15 protein-coding genes and 3 pseudogenes are annotated in these 15,839 nt (G+C 72.2%); 13 read left to right on the top strand and 5 right to left on the bottom strand.

The window, feature by feature from the left end:
• Positions 1–30: 30 nt before the first annotated feature.
• Entirely contained in the window at positions 31–204 is a 174-nt protein-coding gene (locus M8H82_RS19935) for a winged helix-turn-helix transcriptional regulator (RefSeq protein WP_374211680.1), read from the bottom strand.
• Positions 205–383: 179 nt separating this feature from the next.
• Here M8H82_RS19935 and M8H82_RS19930 point away from each other — a divergent pair.
• Positions 384–500 (top strand): annotated as a pseudogene (locus tag M8H82_RS19930) (DUF4440 domain-containing protein); the annotation flags it as partial.
• On the opposite strand, the gene M8H82_RS19925 reads toward M8H82_RS19930, so the two are convergent.
• Entirely contained in the window at positions 484–1,365 is an 882-nt protein-coding gene (locus M8H82_RS19925; RefSeq protein WP_250075954.1) for an arginase family protein, read from the bottom strand. The pseudogene M8H82_RS19930 and the gene M8H82_RS19925 overlap by 17 nt on opposite strands.
• An 85-nt stretch (positions 1,366–1,450) precedes the next feature.
• Here M8H82_RS19925 and M8H82_RS19920 point away from each other — a divergent pair.
• Positions 1,451–1,673: pseudogene (locus M8H82_RS19920) on the top strand (3-oxoacyl-ACP synthase); the annotation flags it as partial.
• Between the two features lie 36 nt (positions 1,674–1,709).
• Here M8H82_RS19920 and M8H82_RS19915 read toward each other — a convergent pair.
• Positions 1,710–2,765 carry a Ku protein gene (locus M8H82_RS19915; RefSeq protein ID WP_250075952.1) on the bottom strand — a complete coding sequence of 352 codons (1,056 nt, stop codon included), beginning with the start codon at positions 2,763–2,765 and terminating at the stop codon, positions 1,710–1,712.
• Positions 2,766–2,827: 62 nt separating this feature from the next.
• Between M8H82_RS19915 and ligD the strand changes: the two genes are divergently transcribed.
• Positions 2,828–3,715: a non-homologous end-joining DNA ligase gene (ligD, locus tag M8H82_RS19910; RefSeq protein ID WP_250075949.1), complete on the top strand. Its 888-nt coding sequence runs from the start codon at positions 2,828–2,830 to the stop codon at positions 3,713–3,715.
• Between the two features lie 50 nt (positions 3,716–3,765).
• Positions 3,766–5,049 carry a vanadium-dependent haloperoxidase gene (locus M8H82_RS19905; protein WP_250075947.1) on the top strand — a complete coding sequence of 428 codons (1,284 nt, stop codon included), beginning with the start codon at positions 3,766–3,768 and terminating at the stop codon, positions 5,047–5,049.
• An 18-nt stretch (positions 5,050–5,067) separates the two neighbouring features.
• On the opposite strand, the gene M8H82_RS19900 is transcribed toward M8H82_RS19905, so the two are convergent.
• A complete protein-coding gene (locus M8H82_RS19900) occupies positions 5,068–5,871 on the bottom strand; it encodes a nuclease-related domain-containing protein (protein ID WP_250075945.1) in 804 nt (267 codons plus the stop codon).
• Between the two features lie 102 nt (positions 5,872–5,973).
• Here M8H82_RS19900 and M8H82_RS19895 point away from each other — a divergent pair, with 102 nt between their 5' ends.
• The 7 genes and pseudogenes from M8H82_RS19895 to M8H82_RS19865 all read left to right on the top strand — a co-directional run.
• On the top strand, positions 5,974–6,480 hold the full coding sequence (locus M8H82_RS19895) for a protein phosphatase (RefSeq protein ID WP_250075943.1): 507 nt from the start codon (positions 5,974–5,976) through the stop codon (positions 6,478–6,480).
• A gap of 91 nt (positions 6,481–6,571) precedes the next feature.
• Positions 6,572–7,285, top strand: coding sequence for a hypothetical protein (locus M8H82_RS19890; RefSeq protein ID WP_250075940.1), 714 nt, complete (start codon positions 6,572–6,574; stop codon positions 7,283–7,285).
• Positions 7,282–8,529: an ATP-binding protein gene (locus M8H82_RS19885; RefSeq protein ID WP_250075938.1), complete on the top strand. Its 1,248-nt coding sequence runs from the start codon at positions 7,282–7,284 to the stop codon at positions 8,527–8,529. The genes M8H82_RS19890 and M8H82_RS19885 overlap by 4 nt, the downstream gene beginning before the upstream one ends.
• 123 nt (positions 8,530–8,652) lie before the next feature.
• Positions 8,653–9,006: an SH3 domain-containing protein gene (locus M8H82_RS19880; RefSeq protein WP_250075937.1), complete on the top strand. Its 354-nt coding sequence runs from the start codon at positions 8,653–8,655 to the stop codon at positions 9,004–9,006.
• Positions 9,007–9,049: 43 nt separating this feature from the next.
• On the top strand, positions 9,050–10,414 hold the full coding sequence (locus tag M8H82_RS19875) for an FtsW/RodA/SpoVE family cell cycle protein (protein ID WP_250075935.1): 1,365 nt from the start codon (positions 9,050–9,052) through the stop codon (positions 10,412–10,414).
• Positions 10,411–11,868, top strand: coding sequence for a penicillin-binding transpeptidase domain-containing protein (locus M8H82_RS19870; protein ID WP_250075933.1), 1,458 nt, complete (start codon positions 10,411–10,413; stop codon positions 11,866–11,868). Before M8H82_RS19875 ends, M8H82_RS19870 begins: the two co-directional genes overlap by 4 nt.
• Before the next feature lie 54 nt (positions 11,869–11,922).
• Positions 11,923–12,219, top strand: a pseudogene (locus M8H82_RS19865) (DUF3291 domain-containing protein); the annotation flags it as partial.
• Between the two features lie 73 nt (positions 12,220–12,292).
• Here M8H82_RS19865 and M8H82_RS19860 read toward each other — a convergent pair.
• Complete coding sequence (locus M8H82_RS19860) at positions 12,293–13,396, bottom strand: ferritin-like domain-containing protein (RefSeq protein WP_250075931.1); 1,104 nt, start codon at positions 13,394–13,396, stop codon at positions 12,293–12,295.
• 127 nt (positions 13,397–13,523) lie between these two features.
• Between M8H82_RS19860 and M8H82_RS19855 the strand changes: the two genes are divergently transcribed.
• Both M8H82_RS19855 and M8H82_RS19850 read left to right on the top strand, forming a co-directional pair.
• Positions 13,524–14,462 carry a diiron oxygenase gene (locus M8H82_RS19855; protein ID WP_250075928.1) on the top strand — a complete coding sequence of 313 codons (939 nt, stop codon included), beginning with the start codon at positions 13,524–13,526 and terminating at the stop codon, positions 14,460–14,462.
• A gap of 720 nt (positions 14,463–15,182) precedes the next feature.
• Positions 15,183–15,836 carry a TetR/AcrR family transcriptional regulator gene (locus M8H82_RS19850; protein ID WP_250075927.1) on the top strand — a complete coding sequence of 218 codons (654 nt, stop codon included), beginning with the start codon at positions 15,183–15,185 and terminating at the stop codon, positions 15,834–15,836.
• Positions 15,837–15,839 lie beyond the last annotated feature (3 nt).

Raw genomic sequence — 15,839 nt, 5'->3', positions numbered from 1 at the left:
AGCAGGGCTCGTCTCGCGGCCGCTCCCCGCCTAGTCGTCTCGGGCCGCCGTCTCCGCTCCCCAGTCCCACAGTGCCTGGAGGACGGGGCCGAGGCGGTGGCCCTTCGGGATGAGTGTGTAGCGGACTCGTGGGGGCCGGCCCGGTCGGCGGTCGCGGTGGACGACTCCGGCCTCGTCGAGCTGTGCCAAGCGGTCGGACAGCACGCGTTCGCGTGCGGGTCGTCGGGGAGTCCTGCCGGGTGGCCAACCGTTCGGTGAGTCACGAGGTCGCCTCCTGACGTGTGGGGCACGTCGATTCTCCCGGCCCGGAAGGACGTCTGTCGATCATGCGAGCCTTGGCCGATCGGCCCGAAGAGGTGCCCGCGGTGTTCGCCGAGCGTGCTGTGCACGTCGAGGGCACGGCGACCGACATCGCCCGGCGGGGTCCGGACGGCCGTTGGCGGTATGTCATCGACAACCCCTTCGGCACCGGCGACACCGTCGTCAGCGGTGGGCTGTGATTGCGGACAGGGCGCCGTGGAGGCTGCTCGCGAAGCGGGTGGTGATGGTGCCTGTCGGGTCCAGGTGGGGGTTGAAGATGGTGATGTCCAGGCCGCGGCAGCGGGGGTCGGTGAGGGCTGCGGTCAGGACGTGGTCCAGTTCCGGCCAGGTCAGGCCGTCGGGGGTGCGGTAGTCGACGGCCGGCATGACGGTGTCGTGCAGGACGTCGGCGTCCAGGTGGGTCCAGAACGGGGTGGACAGGTGCGCCAGCGCCTGGCTCGTGGCCGCTTCGATGCCCATGGCGCGGACTTGGTTCAGGTCCATCGCGTGCAGGGCGGGAGGCAGCGGTTGCATCCCCGCCTCCGTCGATTCGGGTTCGTCCCGGTAGGCGAAGGCGACCACGTCCTCGTCCCGGAGCAGGGGGCCGCGGCCTTCGAGATCCGTGAGGACCGCGGGGCCACGGCCGGTCGCCAGGGCCAGTTCCATGGAGGCCGCCTCGCCGTTCGGTTCCGCGGACGGCTGGTAGAAGTCGGTGTGGCCGTCCAGGAACAGCAGGCCGTGCCGGCCGCGGCGGCGCAGGGCCAGCAGGTTGCCCAGGAGGATCGTGCAGTCCCCGCCGAGGACGAGCGGGAAGAGATTCTGGTCGAGGGCGGCTTCGACGGCGTCGGCCAGTTCGGCCGAATAGCGCGCGATGGCCGGGGCGTTGCGGACGCCCGTCTCCGGGTCCCGGCTCGGGTCGAAGGGCGGTGGGTCCAGTCGGACCGAACGGGCCACGTCGAAGTCCTCCACCAGTCCCGCCCGTAGGAGCGCCGTCGACAGGTGTGCCACACCGCCCGGGCGCAGCCCGAGTACCGACGGCGCCTCGATGATCGCCAGGCTGTGCACGGCCGGACCCCTCGGTGGTGTGGGTCGCTGGGAAGCACGTATGGAAGACGTCGTGCGGCGGGGTGGACCAGGACCAACTGCTCGGCTGGGGGCCGCCGCGGGCGGGGTGGAGGCCGTCGCCGCCGTGCTGACGCTGCATCACGGGGTGGTGCCGCCGACGTCGGCAGCGGGGAGGCCGACGAGGCGATCGGGCTGGATGTGGTCCGGGGGGCGCCGCGGGTGCTGCCCTCGCGGGGGAATCTGGTACTCAGCAACTCGTTCGGGTTCGGCGGCACAACGCGGCGTTGGCGTTGCGGAGGATGAGGTGAGGACAGTGGGCCGGGTCGGGTAGGGCCGTCATCCGGTCACGCCGAGCGCTTGCGTGCCGTCGTCTTCTTCGCCGCCGTCTTCTTGGCCGTGCTCTTGCCCGCCGAGGCCGTCTTCTTCGCCGCCGTGCTCTTCGCCGAGGACGCGCTCTTCTTCGTCGTGGACGTCGACTTCTTCGCCGAGGACGAGGCGGTCTTCTTCGCCGCCGTCTTCTTCGCCTCGGACGTCGACTTCTTGCCCGTCGCCTGCTTCGGCGTGGAGCGGGACGTCTTGCGCTGCGGGAGGTGCGTGACCTCCGCCGGCTCCTCGCCCCGCGACTCCTTCGCCGCGCGGACGCTGTTCTCCAGGGCCGCCATCAGGTCCAGGACCTTGCCGCCCGTCGCCGGTTCCGGAGCCTCGCGGGGGGCCTCACCGGCCGCCTTGGCCGCGATGACCTCCTCCACCGCCTCGCGGTACTCGTCGTGGAGGTCCTCCAGGTCCACCTCCCCCAGGGTGTCCATCAGGGCGTCCGCCAGGTCCAGTTCCTTGTCGCGGACCGTCACGTCGACGTCCGGCGCCACGCCTTCGGGGGCGCGTACCTCGTCCGGCCACAGCAGGCCGTGCATCGCGATGGCCTCGCCCACCACCCGGAGCATGCCCAGGCGTTCCCGGCCGCGGAGGGCGAACTTGGCGATGGCAACCTTGTTGCTGCGCTTGAGCGCCTCGCGGAGCAGGGTGTACGGCTTCGCCGCCGGGGCGCCGCTGGCCGCCAGGTAGTACGCCGCGTCCATCTGGAGCGGGTCGATGCGGTCCTCAGGGACGAAGGCCACGATCTCGATCGTCTTCGCCGTCGGGATCGGCAACTGCGCCAGGTCCTCGTCGGTGATCGGCACGATCGAGCCGTCCGCGTCCTCGTACCCCTTGCCGATCTCCGACTGGGTGACCTCGCGGTCCTCCAGTTCGCAGAACTTCCGGTACCGGATGCGCCCGCCGTCCTCCGTATGGATCTGGCGGAAGGAGATCGCATGGCTCTCGGTCGCGTTGACCACCTTGATCGGGATGCTGACCAGACCGAACGAGATGGCGCCGTTCCATATGGATCTCACGTGCAGCACCCTTTCGTCGGGTATGTGGTGTTACAAATCCATTCATCCCATTTCCGTGGGAGTCTCATCGTATGACGCCGATCACAGAGGTGGAGGGGCGACGGCTCGCGCTCAGCAACCTGGAGAAGGTGCTGTACCCGGCGACCGGCTTCACCAAGGGCGAGGTGCTGCACTACTACGCCACCATCGCCGACGTACTGCTGCCCCATCTGCGTGACCGGCCGGTCTCCTTCCTGCGTTACCCGGACGGGCCGGACGGACAGGTCTTCTTCACCAAGAACGTGCCGCCGGGTACACCCGAGTGGGTCACCACCGCCGAGGTCCCCCGGTCGGAGGGGCCGGCCCGGATGGTGCTCGTCCAGGACCTGCCGAGTCTGATGTGGGCGGCGAACCTGGTCGCCGAGTTCCACACCCATCAGTGGGTCGCCGGGGCGCCCGGCGCCGCCGACCGGCTGGTCTTCGACCTGGATCCCGGCACCCCCGCGACGATCGTGGAGTGCTGCGAGGTCGCCCTGTGGCTGCGCGAGCGGCTGGCGCAGGACGGGATCGAGGCGTACGCGAAGACCTCCGGGTCGAAGGGGCTGCATCTGCTGGCCGCGGTCCGGGGTTCCTCCTCCGACCAGGTGTCGGAGTACGCCAAGGCGCTCGCGGTGGAGGCCGAGAAGACCATGCCCCGGCTGGTCCTGCACCGGATGACCCGCAGCCTGCGCCCCGGGAAGGTCTTCGTCGACTGGAGCCAGAACGCCGCCCGCAAGACCACGGCCAGCCCCTACACCCTGCGTGCCCGCCCCGAACCCTGGGTGTCCGCGCCGGTCACCTGGGCGGAGGTCGAGGAGTGCCGCACCCCCACGCAACTCGCCTTCACGGCACCGGATCTCGCCCCCCGCATCCAGGACTACGGCGACCTGCTGGCCCCACTCCTCTCCCAGGACCGGGCAGGCACCCTGCCGCAGAACTGACCCCCAATCCGCACCGCAGCACTCCTTCCCCACCCCACCAAAGGAGCCGCATGTACCTCCGACGCGCCCTCATCGTCGGCCTCTCCGCCCTCACCCTCGGCGCCGCTCTCCCCGTCTCCCCCGTGCCACCCGTCTCCCCCCTCTCCCCCGCCTCCGGGACCACCCCGGACGCCGAGGTGATCACCGACTGGAACCGGACCGCCGTGGAGGTGGTCAGCGTGGACGCCCGCAAGCCCACGGCCGAGCCGTTCATCTGGTACGGCTTCGTCTCGGCGGCCATGTACAACGCGGTCGTCGGCATCGAGGGCCGCTACACCCCGTACAAGTGGGACGTACGCGGCCCCCGTCACGCCTCGTCCGAGGCGGCCGCCGCCGCTGCCGCCCGCCGGGTGCTGCTGACGTACTTCCCGGGCTCCCGGGCGCGGATCGACGCTGCCTACTCCGCCTCGCTGGCGAAGATCCCCGACGGCAGGGCCGCGGACGAGGGCGTCGCCTTCGGGGAGCGGGCCGCCGAGCACCTCGTCGAGCTGCGCGAGGGCGACGGGCGGGACGCGACGGTGACGTACGACCGGGCCCCGGCGCCCGGCATCTGGCGGCCCGCGCCGCCCGGGAACCGGCCCTTCGCCAACCCGTGGATGGCGCGGCTGCGGCCGATGCTGCTGGACTCGCCGGACCGGTTCATGCCCGGCCCGCCGCCCGAGCTGACCTCGGAGCGGTACGCCCGGGACTTCGCCGAGGTGAAGGCGATGGGCGCGGCGAAGAGCAGCGAGCGGACGGCCGAGCAGACGGAGACGGCGCTGTTCTTCACGGACTCGCTGCCGCAGCAGTTGCAGTCCGCGTACCGGGAGCGCGTCACACGGCGCGGCATGGACATCGTCGAGGCGGCCCGGCTGTTCGCGGCGGTGAACACCGCCACCACGGACGCCACGATCACCACCTGGAACGCCAAGCTGACCTACGCGCTGTGGCGGCCGGTCAGCGCGATCCGGCTCGCGGACACGGACGGGAACCCGGCCACCGAGGCCGATCCGGCGTGGCTGCCGCTGGCCCACACACCGCCGTACCCCGACTACATCGGGGGGCACTGCGCCAGCAGCGGGGCCGTGATGGCCGTACTGGACCGGCTGACCGGTGGGGACATCGATCTGCGGGTGCACTCGTCGGTGACGGGCACGACGCGTGCGTACCGGGACTCGGCCGACTTCAACCGGGACGTGATCGACGCACGGGTGTGGGAGGGCATTCACTTCCGCACGGCGGACGAGGTCGGCAACCGGATCGGACGGCAGATCGGCCGGTTCACGCTCGCGCACTACTTCAAGCCGGTCCGCTAGCTCCCGGTCCCCGGGGGCTCAGACCTGGGCCCAGGTGTTCCGGTCCCGTGCCATCGCGTGCAGGGCCTCCACGTCCGCCGGTTTGAGGACTCCGCCCCGGCGGGTCAGCTCGCCGAGGTTGGTGTCCTGGAGGATGCGGACCTCGCGCAGCGGGCCGGTGACCGAGACGTCCGCCGGGCCTGCCAGGGCCAGAACGGGGTGGACCTCGGCGGTCAGCGCGTACGAGGCGCGGCCGGCGCCGTCCCGGACGCGGCGCAGCAGGGGTTCCGGCTCGCGGCGGCCGACGGTGAGATGGGGGTCGGCGACCCTGATCCGCTGCTTGCGGGCGTACAGGGTGTGGACCGCGAACAGTCCCGCCGGGCCGATCGCCAGGTGATGGATCCGTGCTCCGCCGGGCAGCGGGATCGAGTGCAGGGTGTGCCAGCCGGCGCCGTCCAGGCGGTCCAGGGCCTCCCCCACCGTCTGTTCGGCGGTGAGCGCGCGGCGCCTGGGGTCGGTGCGGAGGCGGCGGGACGGGCCGGGGTCTCGGTCCAGGGCGATCAGCAGCGCCTCGCCGGGGCGGTTGGGCGCCAGGTCGTCGTCCGGGTGGAGGGTGAGACGGGCCAGCTCGGCCGGGGTCGGGACCGGCGGCGGTCCCACCGTCACCGGGCCGGTGAGGAACGGGCCGAGGACTTCCAGGACGTCCTCCCGGCGCTCGTCGCTGAGCAGGTTGACCCTGGCGGTCTCACGGTCGTACCACGCGATGTTCCTGCCGTCCGTGCGGCAGACGTAGAGCCGTTCCTGACCGTGGCGCCAGGACGGCACGACCCGCAGTGCGCTCATGCACCATCACCCCTTTGACCATGGGAACAGGCGGGGTGCCCGGAGGCAAGAACCCGGTTACCTTTGAGAGGAGTTGGCCGGGAAAGTTGGGGGAGGCGCCCATTGCGTACCCGCGGGAATCAACCCGACGTTCCCGCTCCGGACACCCCGTGGGACGAGATCGTGCCCGGGCTGTGGATGGGCGGTCACGAGGTCCGGGCGGAGCCGGGACAGTTGCGGTTCGTCGTCGTGCGGGACGAGTTCGACCTCGTACAGACGCTGCTGCGCCTGCCGGGACACGGGCCCGACGACGGTGTGGAGCACCAGGTGTGGCCCATCCCGGACGGGCCGCTGGACGGGACGCAGCTCGCGGGCGTGATCCGGCTGGCGCAGGCCGCCGGTGAGGCCCTCGACGCGGGCCGGTCGGTCCTGGTGCGCTGCTACCACGGGTACAACCGCTCGGGTCTGGTCGTCGCGCAGACGCTGATCAGGCGGGGGCACTCCACCGAGGAGGCGATCCGGCTGATACGGTCCCGGCGCTCGCCCTGGGCCCTGCACAATGACCTCTTCGTCGAGTACCTGCGCGCCGGTCTCTCCACCGCCCGGCTGCTGGAGGAGCTCACGGAGTGATCGTTCCGGCCCTCCTCCGGGCGGGCAAAAGGGACTTCACTCCACATAAGGTGTACGGGGCCACCGCTCACCTCCGAACCACAGGAGCACCGTGCCCCGCAGCCGTGTCCGTACGACCGCCGCCGTCGCCGTGCTGCTGGCGACCGCCGCGGGCTGCGGGGACGCCGGCGGACTCCAGGGCGCGGGCGCCACCCCGACCGCGGTCAGCCCGGCCCGGCTCTGGCCGGAGCTGACGCCCGCCGCCAGCCCCGCCTACGAGATCGGCGAGGTGACCACCGAGGTCATGAAGGGTGTCGAGGTGCCCGGCGACGACATCCGCCGGGTGGACCCGGTCGCGGTGGTCCGCGCCGAGATCGTCGCCCACCCCGACGACTACGCGGGCGCCGAGGCGCCGTACCGCGAGACGGCCCGCCGGATGGCCGACTGCGGCACGGGCGGCGCGGGCGCCCGCTGCCCCGTCCTCACCCCGTACTACCGCGACCTCAGCGGCGACGGGCGCGAGGACCTCACGCTCGGCTTCCAACTGCTGCCGGACCGGCTGACCGCCGTCCGCGTCTACACCGTCCAGCGGCACCGGCTGGTCCGGGTCATGTCCTACGACGACGCCGTGAGCGCGGTCGAGCTGGCCGGGCGCTCCGTGATCGTCCGCGCGCCCTCGGAGGTGGCGGGGTACGAGTACCGGCTCCAGTGGACCTGGGACGCGCAGGCCAACGCGATGCTGCTGACCCACGACGAGATGCTGCGCACGGGCGGGCGCAAGCCCTCGCCGAAGCCCTCCGTCTCGCCGTCCGCGAGCGGCCGATGAGGCTCTCGCTGCCCCGCTGGGCCGGGACGCTCGCCACCAAGGCCGCCGTGTTCATCACCGTGATGTGCTGCGCGCTGACCGCGCTGCTCGGGGTGCTCGTGCATGTCTCGGTGACCAACCAGACCGTCGGCCGGGCCCGCACCGAGGCACTGTCCCGGCTGACCGACGCGACGACGGCGTTCGAGGCCGGGGACCGGCTGATGCCGGGCGCGGGCGTCGATCCCCCGGGACTGCCCGGGGCGCTGCGGGAGCTGGCGGTCGGCGGGGAGCGGGGCACGATGGTCGCGGACCACGAGGGCCGGCCGACCATGTGGGCGGCGGGGCCGGCCGACGGCGGGCAGGCGCTGGCCGTGCAGGTCGACTACTCCCAGCAGGCCCGCACGATCGACGGCCTGGACCGGGCGATCCTGTGGTCCTCGGCACTGGCGATCGGGGCGACGCTGCTGGTGGGCGCGCTCGCGGTGACCCGGGTGACGCGGCGGCTGCACACCACCGCCCAGGTGGCCCGGCGGATCAGCGGCGGCGATCTGGACGCGCGCGTGGACGATCCCCGGACGAAGGATCCCTCCCGTCCGCAGGACGAGGTGGCCGCGGTCGCCTCGGCGCTGGACTCCATGGCGGGGTCGCTGCAGGGGAAGCTGCAGGCCGAGCAGCGGTTCACCGCGGATGTCGCACACGAGCTGCGGACGCCGCTCACGGGGCTGCACGCGGCGGCGGAGCTGCTGCCCCCGGGGCGGCCCACGGAGTTGGTGCGGGACCGGGTGGCGGCACTGCGGACGCTCACCGAGGATCTGCTGGAGATCTCCCGCCTGGACACCGGGCGGGAGCGGCTCGATGTGGACACCGAGCGGCTCGGGGCGCTGGCCGAGCGGGTGGTGCGGGCGTCGGGGGGCCGCACGGAGGTGGTCGTGCTGCGGGACGCCACCGTGGAGACGGACCGGCGGCGGCTGGAGCGGGTGCTGGGGAACCTGGTGGCCAACGCGCATCGCCATGGGCGGGGGCCGGTGTCCGTGACGGTGGACGGGCCCCGGGTGACGGTCCGGGATCACGGCGACGGCTATCCGGAGTACCTGCTGGAGCACGGGCCGCAGAGGTTCCGTACGGAGGGTGGCGCGAAGGGGCACGGGCTGGGGCTGACCATCGCGCTGGGGCAGGCCGAGGTTCTCGGGGCGCGGCTCACTTTCGCGAATGCGCAGGAGGGCGGGGCCCTGGCCACGCTGTCCCTGCCGACCGGTGGGGCGTGAACGCGCGGTTCACCGCGCAGCCGCGGGGCGCTCCGGATGGCCCATGCGGAGAGGCGACCGGCGTGTCACACCCCTAGCGTGGCGATTAGTCAGGTTTTGCCCCCTCTCCAGGAGGTACACCCCATGTCGCTCCGCTCCCGCCTCGCCATAACCGCCGCCGTCGGCGCGCTCGCCGCCGCGGCCACCGTCACGCCCGCCGTCGCCGGGGACGACTGGGGCGGGCATCACCAGAACCACAACTCCCGGCTGTACAAGGGGGTCGTGACCGCCGACACCCTGCTGCTGCGCGCCGCGCCCAACCGGGGGAGCCAGGTCATCCGGAGCGTGCACCGCGGGCAGATCGTGAAGATCTTCTGCAAGACGGCCGGGCAGAACATCCAGGGCAACCCGCTCTGGTACCTCCTCCCCGACGGCACGTGGGCCTGGGGATCCGCCCGGTACATCGACAACATCGGGCCCGCGCCACGCTGGTGCTGAGCCGCAAGGTACACAAGCCGCCCTATTTGGGTAAGTTCCGGACATGAGCAAGGCCGGAACCACCGTGGCGCGAGCGGACGCACCCGCTCCCGCCGTCCGCCTCCCCCGGCGCCGTGGCATCGAACTCTCCCTCATCGTCGTGGCCGTCCTGCTCTCCGTGTACGGCTACTGCGCTGTCGGCCTCGCCCGCCACGGCACCGTCCCGCCCGGCGCCGTCGGCTACGGCGCCGGGCTCGGTGTGCTGGCGCTCGTCGCCCACCTGGCCGTGCGGTTCCGGGCGCCGTACGCGGACCCGCTGCTGCTGCCGATCGGCGTGCTGCTCAACGGGCTCGGCCTGGTGCTGATCTACCGGCTCGACCTGGAGACCCCGGGCGACCGGGCGGCGCCCGCCCAACTCGTGTGGTCCACCCTGGGCGTCGCCTTCTTCATCGTGATCGTGGTGCTGCTGCGCGACCACCGGGTCCTGCAGCGCTACGCGTACGTCTGCGTGGCCGCCGCTCTCGGGCTGCTGATCCTGCCGATCCTGTTCCCCGCCGTGAACGGCGCCCGGATCTGGGTGCGGGTCGCCGGATTCTCCATCCAGCCGGGTGAGTTCGCGAAGGTGCTGCTGGCGGTGTTCTTCGCCGCGTACCTGGCCGCGAACCGGGGGGCGCTGGCGTACGCGGGCCGCCGGGTGTGGCGGGTGCAGCTGCCGACCGGGCGGGTGCTCGGGCCGATCGTGGCGGTCTGGCTGGTGAGCGTGGGCGTCCTGGTCCTCGAACGGGACCTCGGCACCTCGCTGTTGTTCTTCGGCCTGTTCGTGGTCCTGCTGTACGTCGCCACCGGGCGCACCGGGTGGATCGCCGTGGGGCTGCTGCTGGCGGCGCTGGGTGCGGTGGCCGTGGGGTGGCTGGAGCCGCATGTGCACAGCAGGGTCGAGGACTGGCTGCACCCGTTCGCGTCGATCGAGGCGGGCCGGGGCCCCAACCAGCTCTCCCAGTCGCTGTTCGCCTTCGCGGCGGGCGGCATCACCGGCACCGGACTCGGGCTCGGGCACTCCGTGCTGATCGGGTTCGCCGTCAAGTCGGACTTCATCCTGGCCACCGCGGGCGAGGAGCTGGGCCTGGCCGGACTGTCCGCGATCTTTCTGCTCTACGGCCTCCTGGTGGAGCGCGGTTACCGGACCGGGCTCGCGCTGCGCGACCCCTTCGGCCGGCTGCTCGCGGTGGGCCTGGCCTCCATCGTGGCCCTCCAGGTGTTCGTGATCGCCGGCGGAGTGGGCGGGCTGATCCCGCTGACCGGCATGGCGATGCCGTTCCTGGCACAGGGCGGCTCGTCGGTGGTCACCAACTGGGCGATCGTGGCACTGCTGGTCCGGCTGAGCGACTCGGCGCGACGGACCTACGACGGCACGGAGGGGACGCCGTGACCCGGCACATCCGGCTCGCGGCCGTCTTCTGCGCCCTGCTGCTGGCCGCGCTGCTGGTCAACGCCGCCCGCATCCAGGTGTTCGGGGCCGGCGTCTACGAAGACAACTCCGCCAACCGGCGGGAGACCATCGCCCGGTACGGCAAGCCGCGCGGCGACATCCTGGTCGGCGGCCGTCCGGTCACCGGCTCCAAGGACACCGGCGAACAGCTCCGCTACGAACGCACCTACCGGGACGGCCCCCTGTACGCGCCGGTGACCGGCTTCGCCTCGCAGGTGTACGGCACGTCGTTCCTGGAGCACACCGAGGACGGGGTGCTGTCCGGGGCGGACCCGATGCTGGCGCCGTTCCCGCTGCTGAACGACCTGACCCGGGCCCGGAACCCGGGCGGGGACGTGGTGACCACGCTCAGCGCGGCGGCACAGCGGGCGGCCTACGACGGGCTCGCCGGGCGCAAGGGCGCGGTGGCCGCGATCGAGCCGTCGACGGGCCGCATCCTGGCGCTGGTGTCGGCCCCCTCCTACAACCCGGAGGCGCTGTCCGGCAACGGTCCCGCCGTGGCCCGGTCCTGGGTCGGGCTGAACGAGGACCCGGACAAGCCGATGCTCAACCGGGCGGTACGGCAGACGTATCCGCCGGGGTCGACCTTCAAGGTGGTGACCGCGGCGGCGGCGCTGGACGCGGAGGTGGTCACCGATGTCGGCGAACGGACCGACTCCCCCGACCCGTACACCCTGCCCGGCACCACCACGAGCCTGACGAACGAGTTGAAGGGGTGCAGGAACGCGTCCTTGCGGGCCGCCTTCGTGTGGTCGTGCAACACGGTGTTCGCGCGGCTCGGGGTGCGGGTGGGGGTGACCGACCTGGCGGCCACCGCGGCGGCCTTCGGCTTCAACGACACCGGGCTGCGGATCCCGTACTCGGTGGCGCCGAGCACCTTCGACACCTCGGTGGACCGGGCGCAGCTCGCGCTGTCGGCGATCGGGCAGTACAACACGCGGGCGACACCCCTGCAGATGGCGATGGTCGCGGCGGCGGTCGCGAACGGGGGGCAGGTGCGAGAGCCGTACCTGGTGGAGCGGACGACGAGGGCGGGCGGGGCGACCCTGACGACCGCCGGGTCCCGGCCGGTGCGGCAGGCGATGCATCCGGCGACCGCGCAGCAGCTGCGGAAGCTGATGACGGACGTGGTGCGCAAGGGCACGGGTGCGAACGCGGCGATCCCGGGGGCGACCGTCGGCGGCAAGACCGGCACCGCGCAGCACGGGATCGGCAACGCCGGTACGCCGTACGCGTGGTTCGTGTCGTGGGCACAGGGGGCGCGGGACCTGGATCCCCGGGTGGCGGTCGCGGTGGTGGTGGAGGACGCGGACGCGGACCGCGGGGAGATCAGCGGGGGCGGGGACGCGGCGCCGATCGCGCGGGCGGTGATGCAGGCGGTGCTCGCTGGGTGAGACGGGGGGTTCCGTGGCTCGGGCGCCCGACCTGACGTTCGGTTCATGACGCCCATGACTGAGTCGACGGCCGCGCACCAACTCGCCGAGGTCAACGTCGCCCGCCTCAAGTTCCCGCTGGACTCACCGCAGTTGAAGGACTGCGTCGACGCTCTGGACCCGGTGAACGCCGACGCCGACGCGGCGGACGGGGTCGTCCGGCGCCTCCAGGGCGAATCCGGTGACGCGACGGAGATCGCCGTCCTCGGGGACGAGTGGCTGATCATCAACATGCCGGTGTGGCGGGACGCCGACGCGCTGACGGCGTACATGTACCAGGGCCGCCACCACGAGATGCCGGCCCGCCGCCGGGTGGGGGTCCCCCCACGCCCTTGAGGCGGTGGGGGAGGTTCGAGAAGGCCGAGGAGGCCATGGTGGCCCTGATCTAGCCGCGGCCCTCCTCGATCGCCTCCCCCACCTCCGCCACCCGCTCCCGCTCCTCCGCCGCGAAGCGCTCCGCGTCCAGCTTCTCGGCGATCTCCTCGTCCTGCGCCATCAGCAGGTCGAGGCTGGAGTCGCCCATTTCCAGGACGCCCATGTCGACGTAGGCCTGCTGGAGGCGTTTGCCCCACAGGCCGATGTCCTTGACGCAGGGGACGATGCGGGAGAACAGCAACCGGCGGAAGAGGGCCAGGAATTCGGACTGTTCGCTGTACTCCTCCGCCTCGGCCTTCGGGATGCCGAAGTTCTCCAGCACCTCCACGCCCCGCAGCCGGTCGCGCATCAGGTAGCAGCCCTCGATGACGAACTCCTCGCGCTCGCGCCGTTCGGCGTCGGTGAGCTGCCGGTAGTAGTCGCGCAGGGCCATCCGGCCGAAGGCCACGTGGCGGGCCTCGTCCTGCATGACGTAGGCGAGGATCTGCTTCGGCAGGGGCTTGTCCGTGGTGTCGCGGATCATGCCGAACGCGGCGAGCGCGAGGCCCTCGATGAGCACCTGCATGCCGAGGTAGGGCATGTCCCAGCGGCGGTCGCGCAGGGTGTCGCCGAGCAGCGCCTGGAGGTTGTCGTCGATCGGGTACAGCATCCCGACCTTCTCGTGCAGGAAACGGCCGTAGATCTCCGCGTGCCGGGCCTCGTCCATGGTCTGGGTCGCCGAGTAGAACTTGGCGTCCAGATCGGGCACCGACTCCACGATGCGGGCGGCGCACACCATCGCGCCCTGTTCGCCGTGCAGGAACTGGCTGAACTGCCAGGAGGCGTAGTGCCTGCGCAACTCCCCCTTGTCGGCGTCCGTGAACTTGGCCCAGTGCCGGGTGCCGTAGAGGGACAGCGCCTCGTCGGGGGTGCCGAGGGGGTCGTAGGGGTCGACCTCCAGGTCCCAGTCGATGCGCCGCTGCCCGTCCCACTGCTTGTCCTTGCCCTTCTGATACAGGGCGAGCAGACGGTCGCGGCCGTCGTCGTACTCCCAGGCGAAGCGGGCCGCGCCGGACGCCGGCACCTCCCAGAGGGGTTCTCCCGGGTTGTTGGCGTACAGGTCGTATGTCGGCATGTCTCGCAGACTCCCGCTCGGTAGACGCGGGGTCAACAAGTCGCGCGCAAGGGATTGACGGGCTTGCTGACAGGCAGTCTCATAAGACTACGGAGGATGTGACCCCGGGTAACTGATTGGGAGAACGATGACGACCCTCACGGAAGCCGACGCGCTCGAGGGCCTGCGCGACGCGCTGGGCCTGCTGAAGGACCGGGAGCAGGTGGCCGAACGGCTGCTCGACTCCTCCGCGAAGCACTCCTTCGATCCCGACAAGGAGCTGGACTGGGACGCGCCCTTCGAGGAGGGCAAGTGGTTCTGGCCGCCGGAGCTGGTGTCGCTGTACGACACCCCGATGTGGAAGCGGATGAGCGAGGAGCAGCGGATCCTGCTCTCGCAGCACGAGTCGGCGGCGCTGGCCTCCCTCGGCATCTGGTTCGAGCTGATCCTCATGCAGCTGCTGGTGCGGCACATCTACGACAAGGCCGCGACGAGCGCGCATGTGCGGTACGCGCTCACCGAGATCGAGGACGAGTGCCGGCACTCGAAGATGTTCGCGCGGCTCATCTCGCGCGGGGAGACGCCCTGGTACCCGGTGAGCCGGGTGCACCAGAACCTGGGCCGGCTGTTCAAGACCATCTCCACGACTCCGGGTTCCTTCACGGCGACGCTGCTCGGCGAGGAGGTCCTGGACTGGATGCAGCGGCTGACGTTCCCGGACGAGCGGGTGCAGCCGCTGGTGCGGGGCGTTACGCGGATCCACGTGGTGGAGGAGGCCCGCCATGTCCGCTACGCCCGTGAGGAGCTGCGGCGGCAGATGCTGACGGCGCCGAGGTGGTCGCAGGAGTTCACCCGGGTCACCTCCGGGGAGTTCGCCCGGGTGTTCTCGGTGGCGTTCGTGAACCCCGACGTCTACACGAACGTGGGCCTGGACAAGCGGGAGGCCATGGCCCAGGTGCGGGCCAGCGGGCACCGGCGGGAGGTCATGCAGACCGGCTCGAAGCGGCTGACGGACTTCCTGGACGACATCGGAGTACTCCGCGGCGTCGGCCGCCGCCTGTGGAAGTCGTCGGGACTGCTGGCGTAGAGGGGCGGGGGCGGCTGCCTGGGGCGGGGCCTGGCCGGAGGTGGGGCATCTGCACCGGGCGGCTGGCGTCCCGGGCAGGGCCCCGGAGGTTGGGGCAGCTGCACGGGATGGCTGCCGCCCCGGGCGGGGCCTGGCTGGGGGCAAGGCAGCTTCGCGGAGCGGGTGCCGTCCCGGGCGGGGCATGGCGGGGCGGCTGCAGCTTCGCGGCTGCTGACCCCGCGCGGCTTCGCGCGGGTGATGACCGCACGCCGCAGCTGCCCGCCCGGCCGGGCTGCGCGGCTGCCTTTGCCCAGGCGGAGCCGCGACGGGCTGGCCGCACACCAGGGCTGACGGACCGGACGCGGACAGGCGGGGCAGCCCGCCACACCGCAGCTGCCCGCCCCGCCGGGGCCGGCCGCCCACCACCGATGCCCGCCCCGGCATGTGCGGCGCAGAGCAGCAGCCGACCCACGCGTGGCCCCGCGGGGATGACCGCACGCCGCGCTGCCGGGCCGGACCAGCCGTGCACCACGGCTGACGGACCGGACGCGGACGGGCGAAGGCGGGCCGCCACACCGCGAATGCCCGGCCGGCCGGGTCGGGGTGGCCGTACACCCCAGATGCCCGGGCGGCCGGGCCAGGGGGCCGTACAGGCAGATGCCCGGGGCAGCCGGGGCGCGGTGGCTGTGGTTTGTGGTTGGCCGGCGGGCGGGGGTGGGGGTTGCGGTTACGCTGCACGTCATGAGGCCCTCGGCACCCACTCCCGCCTATCGACGTCTCAGTGTCGAGGAGCGGCGCAGTCAGTTGCTCACCGCCGCTCTGTCGCTCTTCGCCCACCGGGCGCCCGAAGAGGTCTCGCTCGACGACGTGGCGGAGGCCGCCGGGGTGTCGCGGCCGCTGGTGTACCGGTACTTCCCCGGCGGCAAGCAGCAGCTGTACGAGGCCGCCCTGCGGTCCGCCGCCGAGGAGCTCGAGCAGTGCTTCGACGAGCCCCGTGAGGGCCCGCTGCTGTCCCGGCTCGGACGGGCGCTCGACCGGTATCTGGCCTTCGTCGACCAGCACGACGCCGGTTTCAGCGCGCTGCTCCAGGGCGGCAGCGTCGTCGAGACCTCACGGACCACCGCGATCGTCGACGGCGTGCGCCGGGCCGCCGCGCAGCACATCCTCAGCCATCTTCAGGTCACCGCGCCCGGCCTCCGGCTCCGGATGACCGTCAAGGTGTGGATCACCGCCGTCGAGGCGGCCTCGCTGCTGTGGCTGGACGAGGACAAGCAGATCCCCCTCGACGAGATGCGCGACTGGCTGGTCGACCAGTTCGTCGCCGTGCTCTCCGTGACCGGCGCCCGCGACCCCCAGACCGCCGAGCTGGTCCGGGCGCTCGCCGAGGATGGCTGACAC

The sequence above is a fragment of the Streptomyces sp. YS415 genome (assembly GCF_023544665.1).
Classification (GTDB): domain Bacteria; phylum Actinomycetota; class Actinomycetes; order Streptomycetales; family Streptomycetaceae; genus Streptomyces.
Note: the sequence above shows the minus strand (reverse complement) of the source record. Positions and strands in the feature narration are given on the sequence as shown.

Bases quoted from the DNA above. Each gene is read 5' to 3' on its own strand.
- M8H82_RS19855 (WP_250075928.1), top strand. From the start codon at position 13,524: ATGACGACCCTCACGGAAGCCGACGCGCTCGAGGGCCTGCGCGACGCG.
- M8H82_RS19905 (WP_250075947.1), top strand. From the start codon at position 3,766: ATGTACCTCCGACGCGCCCTCATCGTCGGCCTCTCCGCCCTCACCCTC.
- M8H82_RS19885 (WP_250075938.1), top strand. From the start codon at position 7,282: ATGAGGCTCTCGCTGCCCCGCTGGGCCGGGACGCTCGCCACCAAGGCC.
- M8H82_RS19900 (WP_250075945.1), bottom strand. From the start codon at position 5,871: ATGAGCGCACTGCGGGTCGTGCCGTCCTGGCGCCACGGTCAGGAACGG.
- M8H82_RS19880 (WP_250075937.1), top strand. From the start codon at position 8,653: ATGTCGCTCCGCTCCCGCCTCGCCATAACCGCCGCCGTCGGCGCGCTC.
- M8H82_RS19875 (WP_250075935.1), top strand. From the start codon at position 9,050: ATGAGCAAGGCCGGAACCACCGTGGCGCGAGCGGACGCACCCGCTCCC.
- ligD (WP_250075949.1), top strand. From the start codon at position 2,828: ATGACGCCGATCACAGAGGTGGAGGGGCGACGGCTCGCGCTCAGCAAC.
- M8H82_RS19860 (WP_250075931.1), bottom strand. From the start codon at position 13,396: ATGCCGACATACGACCTGTACGCCAACAACCCGGGAGAACCCCTCTGG.
- M8H82_RS19850 (WP_250075927.1), top strand. From the start codon at position 15,183: ATGAGGCCCTCGGCACCCACTCCCGCCTATCGACGTCTCAGTGTCGAG.